The 13,904-nt window shown below is 63.7% G+C and carries 12 protein-coding genes; 6 read left to right on the top strand and 6 right to left on the bottom strand.

Features of this window, described 5'->3' with window-relative positions:
- Positions 1–195: 195 nt before the first annotated feature.
- Complete coding sequence (locus ACXAEH_RS09900) at positions 196–1,839, bottom strand: SulP family inorganic anion transporter (protein ID WP_475032395.1); 1,644 nt, start codon at positions 1,837–1,839, stop codon at positions 196–198.
- A 191-nt stretch (positions 1,840–2,030) separates the two neighbouring features.
- Here ACXAEH_RS09900 and ACXAEH_RS09905 point away from each other — a divergent pair, with 191 nt between their 5' ends.
- From ACXAEH_RS09905 to ACXAEH_RS09930, 6 genes are all read left to right on the top strand, one after another.
- Positions 2,031–2,594: a hypothetical protein gene (locus tag ACXAEH_RS09905; RefSeq protein WP_475032397.1), complete on the top strand. Its 564-nt coding sequence runs from the start codon at positions 2,031–2,033 to the stop codon at positions 2,592–2,594.
- Positions 2,595–3,789: 1,195 nt separating this feature from the next.
- Positions 3,790–4,275 (top strand): hypothetical protein, encoded by a 486-nt coding sequence (locus tag ACXAEH_RS09910; RefSeq protein WP_475032399.1) that lies wholly within the window; start codon positions 3,790–3,792, stop codon positions 4,273–4,275.
- Positions 4,276–4,485: 210 nt separating this feature from the next.
- Complete coding sequence (locus ACXAEH_RS09915) at positions 4,486–5,349, top strand: S-methyl-5'-thioadenosine phosphorylase (RefSeq protein ID WP_475035554.1); 864 nt, start codon at positions 4,486–4,488, stop codon at positions 5,347–5,349.
- A 120-nt stretch (positions 5,350–5,469) separates the two neighbouring features.
- Positions 5,470–6,480 (top strand): DUF418 domain-containing protein, encoded by a 1,011-nt coding sequence (locus ACXAEH_RS09920; RefSeq protein WP_475032401.1) that lies wholly within the window; start codon positions 5,470–5,472, stop codon positions 6,478–6,480.
- A 53-nt stretch (positions 6,481–6,533) separates the two neighbouring features.
- Positions 6,534–7,163, top strand: coding sequence for a LysE family translocator (locus ACXAEH_RS09925; RefSeq protein WP_475032402.1), 630 nt, complete (start codon positions 6,534–6,536; stop codon positions 7,161–7,163).
- A 161-nt stretch (positions 7,164–7,324) separates the two neighbouring features.
- A complete protein-coding gene (locus ACXAEH_RS09930) occupies positions 7,325–7,864 on the top strand; it encodes an adenine phosphoribosyltransferase (protein ID WP_475032403.1) in 540 nt (179 codons plus the stop codon).
- A gap of 216 nt (positions 7,865–8,080) precedes the next feature.
- On the opposite strand, the gene ACXAEH_RS09935 is transcribed toward ACXAEH_RS09930, so the two are convergent.
- The 5 genes from ACXAEH_RS09935 to thrC all read right to left on the bottom strand — a co-directional run bounded on the left by ACXAEH_RS09935 (position 8,081) and on the right by thrC (position 13,898).
- Entirely contained in the window at positions 8,081–9,499 is a 1,419-nt protein-coding gene (locus tag ACXAEH_RS09935) for an FAD-binding oxidoreductase (RefSeq protein WP_475032405.1), read from the bottom strand.
- Between the two features lie 41 nt (positions 9,500–9,540).
- A complete protein-coding gene (locus ACXAEH_RS09940) occupies positions 9,541–10,365 on the bottom strand; it encodes an MBL fold metallo-hydrolase (RefSeq protein ID WP_475032407.1) in 825 nt (274 codons plus the stop codon).
- 295 nt (positions 10,366–10,660) lie between these two features.
- The gene (locus ACXAEH_RS09945; RefSeq protein WP_475032409.1) at positions 10,661–11,251 is read right to left on the bottom strand and encodes a GNAT family N-acetyltransferase; all 591 of its coding nucleotides are present in this window, start codon (positions 11,249–11,251) and stop codon (positions 10,661–10,663) included.
- Positions 11,251–12,513 carry a M16 family metallopeptidase gene (locus ACXAEH_RS09950; protein WP_475032411.1) on the bottom strand — a complete coding sequence of 421 codons (1,263 nt, stop codon included), beginning with the start codon at positions 12,511–12,513 and terminating at the stop codon, positions 11,251–11,253. Before ACXAEH_RS09950 ends, ACXAEH_RS09945 begins: the two co-directional genes overlap by 1 nt.
- Entirely contained in the window at positions 12,510–13,898 is a 1,389-nt protein-coding gene (thrC, locus tag ACXAEH_RS09955) for a threonine synthase (RefSeq protein WP_475032413.1), read from the bottom strand. The genes ACXAEH_RS09950 and thrC overlap by 4 nt, the downstream gene beginning before the upstream one ends.
- Positions 13,899–13,904 lie beyond the last annotated feature (6 nt).

The following is a 13,904-nucleotide window of genomic DNA, read 5'->3' on the forward strand; positions in this document are numbered from 1 at the left end:
CCGAGGCTCCGCGCCGCCAGGCGTGGATGCGGCCATTGTGCTTGCCCGGCGCGAGGAGCGGTGGCAGGCACGGATCAGGTGATGGCGGATCAAGACCAGCTTTTGCTGGTATGGTGGGCCCGAAGCCCCCTCTTCAAAACAAAAAAGCCCGCGGTTCGCCAGAACCGCGGACATTTTTCCAACACCGGCCAGGCGTCAGTGGCCGCCCAGGATCCCGGTCTTGACCGAGTAATCCACCGCGACCTCATATTCCGGGTCGTCATCGCTATCGACCATCAGATGGCCCGCCTTGGTCAAGAGCTGGTGGCAATCGCGGCTCAGGTGCCGCAGCACCAGTTTCTTGCCCTCGGCCTCATACTTTCCGGCCACCGCCTCGATGGCCTGCAACGCCGACTGATCCACCACCCGGCTGCGGGCAAAGTCCACGATCACATGATCCGGATCGCCCGCCACATCAAACAGCTCGATGAACCCGTCGGTGGAGCCAAAGAACAGCGGCCCCTCGATCTCATAAACCTTGGCGCCCTTGTCGCTTTCGGACTCGCGGGTATAGGCGTGGATCCGGCGCGCATTGTTCCAGGCATAGGCCAGCGCCGAGACGATCACGCCGACAACCACCGCAACCGCCAGGTCCGACATCACCGTCACCACCGTCACCAGCACGATGACAAAGGCGTCCATCGGCGGCACCTTCCGCATGATCTTGAGGCTGTTCCAGGCAAAGGTTCCAATCACCACCATGAACATCACGCCGACCAATGCGGCCAGCGGGATCTGCTCGATCAGCGGCGAGGCGGCAACGATGAACAACAGCAGGAACAGCGCCGCGGCAATGCCCGCAATCCGCGTCCGGCCGCCGGATTTCACGTTGATCATCGACTGGCCGATCATCGCACAGCCGCCCATGCCGCCAAAGAAGCCCGTGACCACATTGGACGCGCCCTGCGCAATGCATTCCTGCGAAGCACCGCCGCGCTTGCCGGTGATCTCCCCCACCAGGTTCAGCGTCAGTAGGCTTTCGATCAGGCCGATGGCGGCCAGGATCACCGCATAGGGCAGGATGATCCACAGCGTCTCCAGCGTGAAGGGCGCCAGCGCAGTGCCATACAGCCCCTCACCGGTGCCAAACGGGTTGTGGAAGCTCGGGAACCCGCCCTTGATTGAGGCCATATCGCCCACGGTCGGCACGTCGATATTCAGCGCAATGACCAGAACCGCCACAACACCGATCCCTGCCAGCGGCGCCGGGATAACGGATGTGATCTTCGGCATCCCCCAGATGATCAGCATGGTGAGGCCAACCAGCCCCAGCATCATGTAAAGCTGCATCCCGCTCAGCCATTCCGCACCGCCGCTGCCCGGCACCTTGAACTGGGTCAGCTGCGCCAGGAAGATCACGATCGCCAGCCCGTTGACAAAGCCCAGCATCACCGGATGCGGCACCAGGCGGATGAATTTGCCCCAATGCATCACCCCCGCAATGATCTGCAAAATCCCCATCAGGACCACGGTGGCAAACAGGTATTCCACCCCGTGCTGCGCCACCAGCGCCACCATCACCACCGCCAGCGCGCCGGTCGCACCAGAGATCATCCCCGGCCGGCCGCCGAACACAGCGGTGATCAGCCCAACCATAAAGGCAGCGTAAAGCCCCACCAGCGGATGCACGCCCGCGACAAAGGCAAAGGCCACCGCTTCCGGCACCAGCGCCAGCGCCACGGTGAGCCCCGACAACAGCTCGGTGCGCACCCGGGCCACGGTAAAGCCCTCGTCCTGCATGATCGAAAGATTGGGCGGGGAAATCTGCTTGGCCAGCAAAGCCACGGCTGCGCGTCTCATGTCAGTACCTGTGCTCGGGAGGATGGGGGTTCGCTGCCCGCCCCTAGCGGAAATCCGCCTTTGCCACAAGGTTTGATTGCCCCGCTCTCCCTCCGCCCGCCAGCCGCCCGCGCATCAGCCGTCGCGCCAATGTGACTTGCACCGCTTTCCCGTCAGCCGCAGGCTGCTGCCGTCACCCCGGGAGATGACCCATGCGCGCCCTCTTCACCTGCCTCGCCCTCCTCGCCGTCCCTGCCGCCCCGGCCGCAGCCCAGGACCGCGACGGCAACGACACCCCCGGCAATTGGCGGGTCAAGCACTACGAAAGCTTCGGCATCTGGAACTCGGTCTGCGATGAGCGCGAGGAGGACGGCACCCTGGTCCAGCGCTGCTACATCCGCTGGGTGGACGTGTTCTCGCCGCACCCGAAGTTCGCCGCCCAGTTCCTGTTCATCACGCCGCAGGACGGCGGCTGGAAGGCAGACTTCGGCATCGAGCCCGGCACCCTGTTCACCCCCGGCGGCTTCCGCATCGACCAGAATGGAGAGACCGCCTGGCGCAGCCGCGCCCCCGGCTGCCTGACCGGCCTCAGCTGCACGTTCACCGGCGAGGAAGCGGATGTGCTGATCGCCCGGATGCAATCGGGCGGCGCCTTCCGCTTCACCTTCCGCGACCGCCATGGCATGGCGCAGGACCTCACCTGGCCGCTGGCAGGCTTTGCCGCGGCCTTTGCCGATTTCCAGACCCAAGCCGCCGCCCGCAGCCTGCTGGACTGACACTCCGCAAACAGGTCAGCAATACTGCCCCAATGTTTCGCGCACGAAACATTGGGTCAAAACCGCTGACGTTAAACTTTAGCGTTTGTTAAGGGTTGGCGGCTCGCCACCAGTCTTGCCAAGTATGGTTTCCCTGCGCATGAGTTGGGCATTGAGTTGAAGGATACATCAATGCAGCGCTTTACCTCTTGGGCGGAGATTGAACCGACGGCTACGGAAGCGGAGTTGAAGCTCAAAAGAGCTGTAGAAGTTGGACACCCTTGCATATTGGGCATCCGCAAGGAACTCCCAGAAACGCAGAGTAACTGGAACAACATTCCTGAACGCCGCTCGGTAAGATCCGGTGTCTTACGTTTTTTTCTTGAGAAGAAGATCAATTCCCCTTCTGCGCAACAAGGCATAAAGATAATAGGGGGGGTATATTATAGGCCAATTAGATCTCACGGAGGTTAATGTTCATCATTCGCTTAGTCTACTTGATTGCCGCTTTTCTATGGGAATAACTGCCGAACGGTCAATCTGGCGCAGCCCGCTCAACATTGAGAACTGTGCCGTAACACATCTGCATTTTGCGGAATCTGAATTCCACTCACAAGTAATTTTGGAACGCATAGAACTTAAATCTTACAGCTTGCCCCCGTTACATTTCCAAGCCGCCAAATTCAGAAGTGACTGTTTTTTGAGAGATTTAAAAGTTCACGGGTTCTCAAATTTTGTCGGGGTCGAAGTAAACGGCCAGCTTTCGATCACGGGGACGACTTTTAGGCACATCAAGAAAGGTGATGTTTCACTCGATATGCAAGACGCCAAGGTAAACTCGAATTTGTTCCTTGATGGTAAGACAAAATTTGTAGGTGGTATCGATCTGACCGCAGCCTTCGCCAGGGATCTAGTAGACAACCAAATTGATTGGGAAACCGCCTGTCGAGGCCCACTAAACATTAACGGCTTCAGGTATACTATTCTTCACGGTTCCACAAACGCAACTAAGCGGCTGGAATGGCTAAAATTGAGCGAGGGGCAGCAGGATAGCTTCTACCCCCAACCCTACAAACAGCTCGCCCAAGTTCTCAACAACATGGGGCATGAGAGAGAAGCACGAGAAGTACTTTACACACTCTCACGCAAACTTGGTGAACAGCGGCGTCAAGAACTGCGCCGTGAGATAGCCAATGTTAGGCGGTTAGCTCCGGAAATGGGTATAGCAATTTCCAGCCGCCTGCTGCTGAGCGGAGAGCACGTCGCAGGCATTCTGCTGCGCATTGTTGTCGGCTACGGGTACAAACCCTTCCGCAGCCTGGCCGTTCTGACCGGCCTAATCGCTGCCTTCTGGATCGCCACGATCGGTACCTGGTACGCAGGGGACTTCGCCCCGAACTCCGCCGTCATGCTCCAGCACCCGGAGTGGAACACCCTTCCCTTGGAAGGCAACGCCGCGGCCACCTGGACCTCAAAAACACCCACTGGCCGCGACTGGGAGAGCTTCCACTCCCTCGCCTATGCCGCGGACGTGGTGATCCCCATCATCGACTTCGGCCAGACCGACGCCTGGGCCCCCTCGGCCGAGCGCGGCGCCTGGGGGTATCACCTCTGGTGGCAGCGCTGGGTCTTCACCACCCTGGGCTGGATCGTCACCGCCCTGGGTGCCGCGGCGCTGACCGGGATCATCCGGCGCGAATAGCCCCGCCTTTTCATCTTTCCCAAATACTCTTGCCGAAGGCAAAACCCGACCGTGCGGCACCCCTCCGGTGCACGGGTGGTGCACAGCCGGTGCACGCGTGTCACCCCCTGTTTATCACCTTGCTCTTGCCAAATCCGGCGCCGCTTGCGCATATCCCAACCAGCAGCATCAGGAGGGCAGCACGTGACCGCAGCAACACCCCGTGAAACCATGATTGCCGTGATCGGCGGCTCGGGCATTTATGAAATCGACGGGCTGGAAGGCGCCGAATGGGTCTCGGTGGAAACCCCTTGGGGGGCGCCGTCGGACCAGATCCTGACCGGCTCCCTGGACGGTGTGAAGATGGCCTTCCTGCCCCGCCACGGCCGCGGCCATGTGCATTCGCCGACCGAGGTCCCCTACCGCGCCAATATCGATGCGCTGAAGCGGTTGGGGGTGACGGATGTGTTCTCGGTCTCGGCCTGCGGGTCGTTCCGCGAGGAGATGGCGCCGGGCGATTTTGTTGTTGTGGATCAATTCATTGACCGCACCTTCGCGCGCGAGAAAAGCTTTTTCGGCACCGGCTGTGTTGCCCATGTGAGCGTCGCGCATCCGACCTGCGAGCGGCTCTCTGACGCGGCGGAGGCCGCGGCGCGGGATGCTGGCGTCAAGGTCCATCGCGGCGGCACCTACCTGTGCATGGAAGGACCGCAGTTCTCCTCGATGGCGGAAAGCAAACTCTACCGCGAGCAATGGGGCTGCGACGTCATCGGCATGACCAACATGCCCGAAGCCAAGCTCGCCCGCGAGGCGGAGCTGTGCTATGCCTCCATCGCCATGGTCACCGACTACGACAGCTGGCACCCGGAGCACGGCGCCGTGGAAATCACTGAAATCATTGCGACTTTGCAAGGAAACTCGGCCAATGCGCGCACACTGGTGCGCCGCCTGCCCGGACTCCTGGGGCAGACCCGCGCGGCCTGCCCGCACGGCTGCGACACCGCGCTGGAATACGCGATCATGACCGCGCCCGAAAAGCGCGACCCGGCGCTTTTGGCCAAGCTGGACGCGGTTGCGGGCCGGGTGCTGGGCTGAGGCCGGACGGCAACAGACAGCAAGCTTGGGGGCGGGCCGCAGGGTGCCGCCCCTTTTCTTTTCCGGCCTCCGTGCCTTTATCTTGCGGCAGGTTGAACCCGCTGATTTCAGGACTTTCCCATGCGCCTGCACGGATTGGACATTGCCCGTTTCCTCGCCTTTTGCGGCATGGTGCTGGTCAACTTCCGCATCGCCGCGCAGGTGGCACCCGGCGATGATGCCATCTCGCTGTTCACCAACGCGCTGGAAGGCCGCGCCGCGGCGCTGTTTGTGGTGCTGGCCGGGATCGGGGTGTCGCTGGGCCGCCCGGACCGGGCCACCCTGTTCCGCCGGGCGCTGTTCCTGTTTGCGGCCGGCGTGCTGAACCTGACCGTTTTCGACGCCGATATCCTGCATTTCTACGCGCTCTACTTCCTGGCGGCGCTGCCCTTCCTGACAGCGTCCAGCCGAACGCTTCTCTGGGCCGCCGCTGGCACGCTGCTGACCGGGCTGGCCGCGCTTCTGGCTCTGGACTACGAGGCGCATTGGGATTGGGAAACCCTGACCTACGCGGATTTCTGGACCCTCGAAGGCTTTCTGCGCCATTCCTTCTTCAACGGCTGGCACCCGGTATTTCCCTGGACCGCCTTCCTGTTTCTGGGCATGTGGGCCGGCCGCCTGAACCTGGCCAGCAGCAGCGTGCAGACGCAACTGGTGCTGTGGGGGGCAGTTGCAGCGGCGGCGGGCGCCCTGCCGGGCCTGCTGGTGCAGGATCCAGAGCTGATCGACCTGGTAAACACCAGTGCCATCCCGCCAGGGCCGTTCTACATTGTCTCGGCCTCCGGCAGCGCTCTGGCGGTCACCGGGCTGCTGCTGGCGGCGGGGCCCGCATTGCACAGGGCCGGACTGGCCGAATGGCTGGCGGCACCGGGGCAGCAGGCGCTGAGCCTTTACGTGGCGCATATCCTGCTGGGCATGGGCACGCTGGAGGCCTTGGGGCAGCTGGATGGCTCCCTCAGCGCAGCCCGGATTTTCGGCTATTCTCTGGGTTTCTGCGTCTTGTCGATGGTGCTGTCCCGGGTCTGGCTCCTCATTGCCAAACGCGGCCCGCTGGAGGCGCTGATGCGCTGGAGCACAAGTTTCCCCCGTTGACGCGGGGCTGTTTCCCGGGCTTGCTGCAATCGAACCTATGCCTGGAGAGACCCATGGACCTGAACCTTTGGCTGGCCTTCTGCGCCGCGTCCATCGCCCTTCTGATGATCCCGGGGCCGACCGTGCTGCTTGTGCTGAGCTATGCGCTCTCCAAGGGGCGGCAGGTGGCGGTGGCCTCGGCGCTTGGCGTGGCCTTGGGGGATTTCATTGCCATGAGCGCCTCGCTGGCAGGGCTGGGTGCGCTGGTGCTCGCATCCGCAACGCTGTTTTCCATACTGAAATGGGCAGGCGCCGCCTATCTCGTCTGGCTGGGGATAAAGCTGTGGCGCAGCGCGCCGGCAGCGGCGGTTGAGCGGTTCAAGCCGGACAGCAGCGTGCAGGCCCGCGGTGTCTTTGGCCATGCCGCGGCAGTGACGGCGCTGAACCCGAAATCCATTGCTTTCTTCATTGCCTTTGTGCCGCAGTTCCTCCAGCCCGGGAACAGCCTGGCGCCGCAGTTTGCCGTTCTGATAGCAACATTCGTGGGCCTCGCCGCGCTGAACACCCTGGCCTATGCATTGCTGGCGGACAAGCTGAGGCGCTGGATTGCCAGGCCCGCAGCTGCTGCCGCGGTGACCCGTACCGGCGGGCTGGCGCTGATCGGTATGGGGGCCGCCACCGCGCTGCTGCGCCGCCCGGCCTGAACAGCCGGCCTGAGCGTCTGGCCCAGCCCTCGCCCGGGCGGTCACTTCGGCGGGAAAGACACCGGTTCCCCCTTGCATGAACCGGCCGCTTCGGCGAAACCGCCGGTGGCCCGGGTCAGACCTGGCCAGTAAAGATGAATTGAGCCAAGGGGAGCCCGCCCATGCCCAGGAAAGCTGACGTCAAGGATTACATCCGCACCATCGTGGACTTTCCCCATGAAGGGATCATGTTCCGCGACGTGACCACCCTGTTTGCCGATCCGCGCGGTTTTCGCATGGCGATCGACCAGATGCTGCACCCCTATGCGGGCGAGCGCATCGACAAGGTGGTGGGGCTTGAGGCCCGCGGCTTCATCCTGGGCGGCGCCATTGCCCACCAGCTGAGCGTCGGCTTTGTGCCGGTCCGCAAAAAGGGCAAGCTGCCCGGCACCACCATCAGCCAGGAGTACAAGCTGGAATACGGCGAGGCGATCGTCGAGATCCACAACGATGCCATCAAGCCGGGCGAAAAGATCCTGGTGGTGGACGACCTGCTGGCGACCGGCGGCACCGCGGGTGCAGGCATCAAGCTGATCGAGCGGCTGGGCGGTGAGATCGTGTCCTGCTCCTTCATCGTCGACCTGCCCGAACTGGGCGGCCGCAAGCTGCTGGAGGACGCGGGCATGGATGTGCATGTGCTCTGTGAATTCGAAGGTCTTTGACTGCTCCTGCCTGGCACATACCACAGAAAAACACTCCCGCCCGTCTCAACCCATTCATAGAATGGGCTTCACCAGTTGGGCATGGCCTTTCAGGCTCCTGAAGGAGCCTGAAAGGCACGCCGCGCCTCCGCGCGGCGCCGGGCCCAAAGCCGCCAGGCGGTCCGGCACAGCCGGGCAGCCGCGGGTGCGGGAGCCCTCCAAAGACACAAAACCAAATCACTCCGTGTGCAGTACCGCACCCGGGTTCATGATGCCATTGGGGTCCAGCGCCTGTTTGATGGCCCGCATCGCGGCCAGTTTGGCCGGATCGCCGTAGTGCTCCAGATCGCCTGATTTCATCCGCCCGACCCCATGCTCGGCGCTGAAGGAGCCGCCGAAGGCATGCACCAGATCATGCACCGCCTCCTTCACCGCACCACGCAGGGCCTCATAGTCCTCCCGCTTGCGGCCCTTGGCCGGGAACACGTTGTAATGCAGGTTGCCGTCGCCCAGATGGCCAAAGCAGTTGATGCGGAAATCCCCAAGCCCGGCCACCACCGCCTGGCCCTGTTCGATGAAGGCCGGGATGTCCGAAATGGGCACCGAAATGTCATGGCTGGACACCGACCCTATGGCCTTGTTGGCCAGCGGGATATGCTCGCGCACCGCCCACAGCATCTGCCGCTGGCTGTCCGATTGGGCAATCACCCCGTCATTGGCCAGCCCCGCCGCCTCCGCGGCTTCAAACAGCGCAGCAAGGGTGTCTTCCGCCTCCAGCCCGCGCGGCAGGCCCAGCTCGATCAGCACGCACCATTCCGGCGCCTGCGCAAAGAGCTGGCGGACCTGCGGCTGCGTCTCTGCCAGGAATTTCAGCCCCTGCCGGTGGATCAGCTCAAAGGCGCTGACACCCTCGCCCGCGTGATCGCGGGCGAGGGCCAGCAGATCAATGGCGGCCCGCGGGTCCGTCACGGTGAAGACCGCGGTGCCCTGCGACGCCGGGATCGGCGACAATTTCAGCGCCGCAGCGGTGATCACCCCCAATGTGCCCTCGGCCCCGATCAAGAGATTGCGAATGTCATAGCCGGTGTTGTCTTTCCTCAGCCGCGACAGCCCGTGCCAGATCTCTCCCGAGGGCAGCACCGCCTCCAGCCCCAGGCAGAGGTCGCGGGCATTGCCGTAGCGCAGCACGTTGACGCCGCCTGCATTGGTCGAAAGGTTGCCGCCAATCCGCGCGGAACCTTCCGCCGCCAAAGACAGCGGGAACAGCCGCCCGGCCTCCTGCGCCGCGGCCTGCACATCCGCCAGAATGGCGCCCGCTTCTGCGATAAGGACATTCTCGCGGGCGTGCACCGCCCGGATCGCTGCCATCCGCTCCAGCGAGATCACCAGCGGCGCCACCCCGTCCGCCATCACCTGGCCACCCACCAGCCCGGTGCCACCGCCGTAAGGCACCACAGCCACCCGCGCGGCATTGGCTTCGCGGATCAGGATGGAGACCTCCTCCACACTGCGCGGCAGCGCCAGCAGCCCCGCCTGACCCTGATAGCGGCCGCGCGGCTCTTCCAGGTAGCGCGGTTCCGCATCCCGCAGCGCGTCCTCAGGCAGCTGAGTTGCAAGACGGGCAGCAAAGGCGGGATCGAAGGGGTTCAGCGTCATGCCCTATCCATGCCGCAAGGCCCCGCGGCTGGCAAGGCGGCTCACTCGTCCGCCAGCAGGTACTTGGGCCGCAGCACATGGATGGTCGGGCGGCTGGGCAGGCTGCGCAGGGACACTGACAGTTCGCTGTTGCCCTCGTCCACCACATCAAACTCAGGGCCGATCCGGGACAGGAAACTCTGCAGCGAGTAGTCGCTGAACCAATGCATCGGGATGATCACCGAGGACCGCAGCCGCCCCAGCACCTCCAGCATCTGATCAAGCGGCAGGGTGATGCCGCCATCCACCGCCGCCATCACCACATCCAGCCGCCCCAGCGCGGCATATTGCTCCGGCGTCGGCACATGGTGCAGGTGGCCCAGATGGCCGATGCACAGGCCTGCGGCCTCGAATACAAAGATCGAATTGCCCCTTTCCTCCACCCCGCCGAACATGTTGCGAATGTCGGTGGGCACATTGCGGATCAGCATCTCGCCAAGGTCGAGGTGATGCTCGATACCTGCACCAAACGACCCCCAGCCCTCCAGCACATGCGGGATCGCGGGGTCGGGATGGGCGGTCCAATGGGTCTCATGGGCGTGGTTCATGGTGACCACATCGGGAATCAGCGGTGCCGCACCGGTGAAGCCGGTGAAATCGGTCACCACGTTCAGCCCGCCTTCGGTCCTGAGCAGGAAGGAGGCATGAGCGATGTAGCGGATATGGACGCTGTCTTCTGCCACCGGGTCCTGCCAGCTGGCGTTTTGCAGATATTCCAGCCCGTCCGTGCCGGCGGCCAAGGCGATGCAATGGCTCGGCCGCCGCTCCTGCGCTTGCAGGGCACCGGCACAAAGGGTCAGGCAGAGGAACCAGAACAAAGCGCGCATGACGCAGGTTCTAGGGCGCAATTGCCCGCTGTCAGCCCTTTGGGTGGAAAATCCTCTCAGAAGCGCTCCCGCCTGCTCCGTCAGAATTGGTAATTCTGCGTCGCAGTTGGGCAGAGCGCCGGGCCTGCGGCCCGGCGCGGGCGGTTCGTCTCTGCACCCGGTTCTTCCGGCCGCAAGAGCGGACTGCGCCGCGCCGCAGGGGCGGCGCTACGCCCAACGGGAGCGGTGCATCACAGATGCACCTGCGACGGGCGGGAGAGATCCCGCCCTGCACTCACCGGCTTTCCTGCAGCGGTCAGGCCTGCCCCGCCAGTGTCTTGCCGCGGCGGTCGTGGCGCAGGGAGGCATAGAGCACATGGGTGCGCCAGCGTCCGTTGATCTGCAAATAGGACTGGGCGACGCCTTCGTATTTGAAACCCGATTTCTCCAACAGCCCGCGGGACGCCTGGTTTTCCGGCAGGCAGGCGGCCTCGATGCGGCTCAGGTCCAGCTTGCTGAAGGCATAGTGCACCACCGCGCCAATCGCCTCGCGCATGTAGCCTTGGCGGGCAAAGCTCTGGCCGGTCCAATACCCCAGCGTCCCCGCCTGCGCCGGGCCGCGGCGGATGTTGTCGAGCGTGATCGCCCCCACCAGCATATTGTCCGACCGGCGGACCAGGAACAGCGGCAGCGCGGTGCCGCCCGAGACCGAACGGCGCGCCCAGTAGACCCTGTTGGTGAAACTCTTGCGGCTGAGATGGTCCGCCGCCCAGCTCGGCTCCCAGGGTGTCAGATAGGCCTGGCTTTGCAGCCTGAGCGCCGCCCAGCCGTGAAAATCCGCATGCACCGGCGGCCTGAGAGTCAGGCGTTCGGTTTCGATACGGACCTTGCGGCGGTTGAGCAGCATCAGGCGGCGCGCCTCTCCTGCAGCCTCTCCAATGCGGGCGCGCCATCCACCGGGCCATAGAGCGCCAGCGCTGCTGGAGCCGCGACTGCCATGGTCTCGGCCAATTCGCGCACGTCTTTGGTGGTCACCGCGTTGATGCGCTCCACGGTGCGCTCCAGCGACGGCACCTTGCCCCAAATCTGCACCAGCCGCGCCAGCCGTTCAGCCCGGTTCGAGGGGCTTTCCAGCCCCATCAGCATGCCGGCCTTCATTTGCGCCCGGGCGCGTTCGACCTCGGCGTCGCTCATGTCATCCGCGGCGCGCTTCATCTCGTCGATGGTGATGCCCGCCAGCTCTGTCAATTGGTCACCAGAGGTGCCCGCATAGACGGTCATCGAGCCGGTATCGGCATAAGACCCCGCCTGCGAGAAGATCGTGTAGCAGAGGCCGCGTTTCTCACGCACCTCCTGGAACAGCCGCGAGGACATGCCGCCGCCCAGGGCGCTGGCATAGATCTGCGCGGTGTACATCGACTGGTCGCGGTAACTGGGGGCCTCAAAGGCCAGCGCGAAATGCGCCTGCTCCAGATCCTTCACCTGCCGCGCCTCGCCGCCGGTGAAGGTGGCGCCCTCGGCAGTGAAATCGGGTTTGGGCTCCATGTGGCCGAACAGACGTTCCGCCAGCTTGACCAGCGCGTCGTGATCAACACCACCGGCCGCGGCCAGGATCATCTGGCCGGGGCCGTAATGCTCTGCCACGAACCCTTGCAGGTCCTCACGCGAAAAGTTGCTGACACGCTCGACCGGGCCAAGAATGGTCCGCCCCAGCGGCTGCCCGCGGTAGCTTTCCTCCTGCAGCCAGTCAAAGATCACGTCATCGGGCGTATCGAGCGATTGGCCGATCTCCTGCAGGATCACCCCGCGCTCAACCTCGATTTCGCGCTGGTCGAACACCGGGTTCAGCAGAATGTCCCCGATCACATCCACCGCCAGCGGCACGTCATCCTTCAACACGCGCGCGTAATAGGCCGTCACCTCGCGCGAGGTGTAGGCGTTGATGTAGCCGCCCACGTCCTCGATCTCCTCTGCGATCTGCAAGGCCGAGCGGATCTTGGTGCCCTTGAAGGCCATGTGCTCCAGGAAATGGGCAATGCCGTTCTGCTCCAGCCGCTCGTGGCGGCCGCCGGCGCTCACCCAGATCCCGACCGCCGCGGATTCCAGTCCCGGCATATGCTCGGAGACGATGCGGAACCCGTTGGCGAGTGTGTGCTGCTGTACGGTCAATGCGCGATGTTCTTTCTGATGTGATCCTCAAGGGCAGCCAGATCGTTGGCGATCCGGGTCACCCGTTCCGGCCTCTCATACAGGTCTGCCATGCGCGCAGGCAAGGGCGGATGAATGCCGCTGGCATCTTCCACGGCGGCCGGGAATTTCGCCGGATGGGCGGTGGCCAGGGTGATCATCGGCACGTCTGCGTTACGGTGCTCATTGGCAACCTTCACACCGACGGCACCATGCGGGCAGAGCAGCTCGCCCGAAGCAGCCAGTTCGGACTTGATGGTGGCAAGCGTCTCTTCTTCAGAGGTACGCCCCGAGGCATAGGTCTCGGACAGCGCCTGCATCGCGCCTTGCGAGACGTCAAAGCCGCCGGTCTTCAGCTCATCCATCAGCTGGGCGATGGCCTTACTGTCCTTGCCGTATGCGTAGAACAGAGCACGTTCAAAGTTGGACGACACCTGGATGTCCATCGAAGGCGAGATCGAGGGCTGGGTGTCGCCTTTGTAATAACCCTGGCCCGACAGGCAGCGGTGCAGGATATCGTTCTGGTTCGTGGCGACCACCAGCTGGCCGATGGGCAGGCCCATCTGCTTGGCGATGAAGCCTGCGAAGATGTCGCCGAAGTTGCCGGTGGGGACGGTGAAGCTCACCTTGCGCTGCGGTGCGCCCAGGGAGACGGCAGAGGAGAAGTAATAGACCACCTGCGCCAGCACGCGAGCGATGTTGATCGAATTGACGCCCGCCAGTTTCACGCCATCGCGGAAATCGAAGTCGTTGAACATGTCTTTGACGCGCGCCTGGCAGTCGTCAAAGTCGCCATCAACCGCCAGTGCGTGGACGTTGGCGTCCTGCGGCGTGGTCATCTGGCGGCGCTGCACCTCAGAGACACGGCCATGCGGGTAGAGGATGAAGACGTCGACGTTCGACAGGCCCCGGAAGGCCTCCATGGCGGCCGAACCGGTGTCGCCGGAGGTGGCGCCCGCAATGGTCACCCGGTCGCCGCGGCGCTCAAGTGCTGCCTGGAACAGCTGGCCGATCAGCTGCATGGCGAAATCCTTGAACGCCAGCGTGGGGCCATGGAACAGCTCCAGCAGGAAGTGGTTCGGCGCCAGCTGCTTCAAGGGCGCGCGGGCGGCATGGCCGAAGCCCTCGTAGGCACGGGCGATGATGCCGCGGAATTCTTCGTCAGTGAAGCAATCGCCGATGAAGGGACGCATAACGCGGAAAGCGGTTTCTTCGTAGGAGAGGCCCGCCAGCGCCGCGATGTCGTCGTGGGACATCTGCGGGATTTCGGCCGGCACATAAAGGCCGCCGTCACGCGCCAGCCCGGTCAGCATGGCATCTTCAAAGGTCAGCTCGGGCGCTTGGCCCCGGGTCGAGATATATTTCATCGCCTT

It is taken from the genome of Leisingera sp. ABM4_060 (assembly GCF_056158765.1).

Excerpts from the sequence above, each read along its gene's own strand:
- ACXAEH_RS09900 (WP_475032395.1), bottom strand. The coding sequence starts at position 1,839 with ATGAGACGCGCAGCCGTGGCTTTGCTGGCCAAGCAGATTTCCCCGCCC.
- ACXAEH_RS09905 (WP_475032397.1), top strand. The coding sequence starts at position 2,031 with ATGCGCGCCCTCTTCACCTGCCTCGCCCTCCTCGCCGTCCCTGCCGCC.
- ACXAEH_RS09910 (WP_475032399.1), top strand. The coding sequence starts at position 3,790 with ATGGGTATAGCAATTTCCAGCCGCCTGCTGCTGAGCGGAGAGCACGTC.
- ACXAEH_RS09915 (WP_475035554.1), top strand. The coding sequence starts at position 4,486 with ATGATTGCCGTGATCGGCGGCTCGGGCATTTATGAAATCGACGGGCTG.
- ACXAEH_RS09920 (WP_475032401.1), top strand. The coding sequence starts at position 5,470 with ATGCGCCTGCACGGATTGGACATTGCCCGTTTCCTCGCCTTTTGCGGC.
- ACXAEH_RS09925 (WP_475032402.1), top strand. The coding sequence starts at position 6,534 with ATGGACCTGAACCTTTGGCTGGCCTTCTGCGCCGCGTCCATCGCCCTT.
- ACXAEH_RS09930 (WP_475032403.1), top strand. The coding sequence starts at position 7,325 with ATGCCCAGGAAAGCTGACGTCAAGGATTACATCCGCACCATCGTGGAC.
- ACXAEH_RS09935 (WP_475032405.1), bottom strand. The coding sequence starts at position 9,499 with ATGACGCTGAACCCCTTCGATCCCGCCTTTGCTGCCCGTCTTGCAACT.
- ACXAEH_RS09940 (WP_475032407.1), bottom strand. The coding sequence starts at position 10,365 with ATGCGCGCTTTGTTCTGGTTCCTCTGCCTGACCCTTTGTGCCGGTGCC.
- ACXAEH_RS09945 (WP_475032409.1), bottom strand. The coding sequence starts at position 11,251 with ATGCTGCTCAACCGCCGCAAGGTCCGTATCGAAACCGAACGCCTGACT.
- thrC (WP_475032413.1), bottom strand. The coding sequence starts at position 13,898 with ATGAAATATATCTCGACCCGGGGCCAAGCGCCCGAGCTGACCTTTGAA.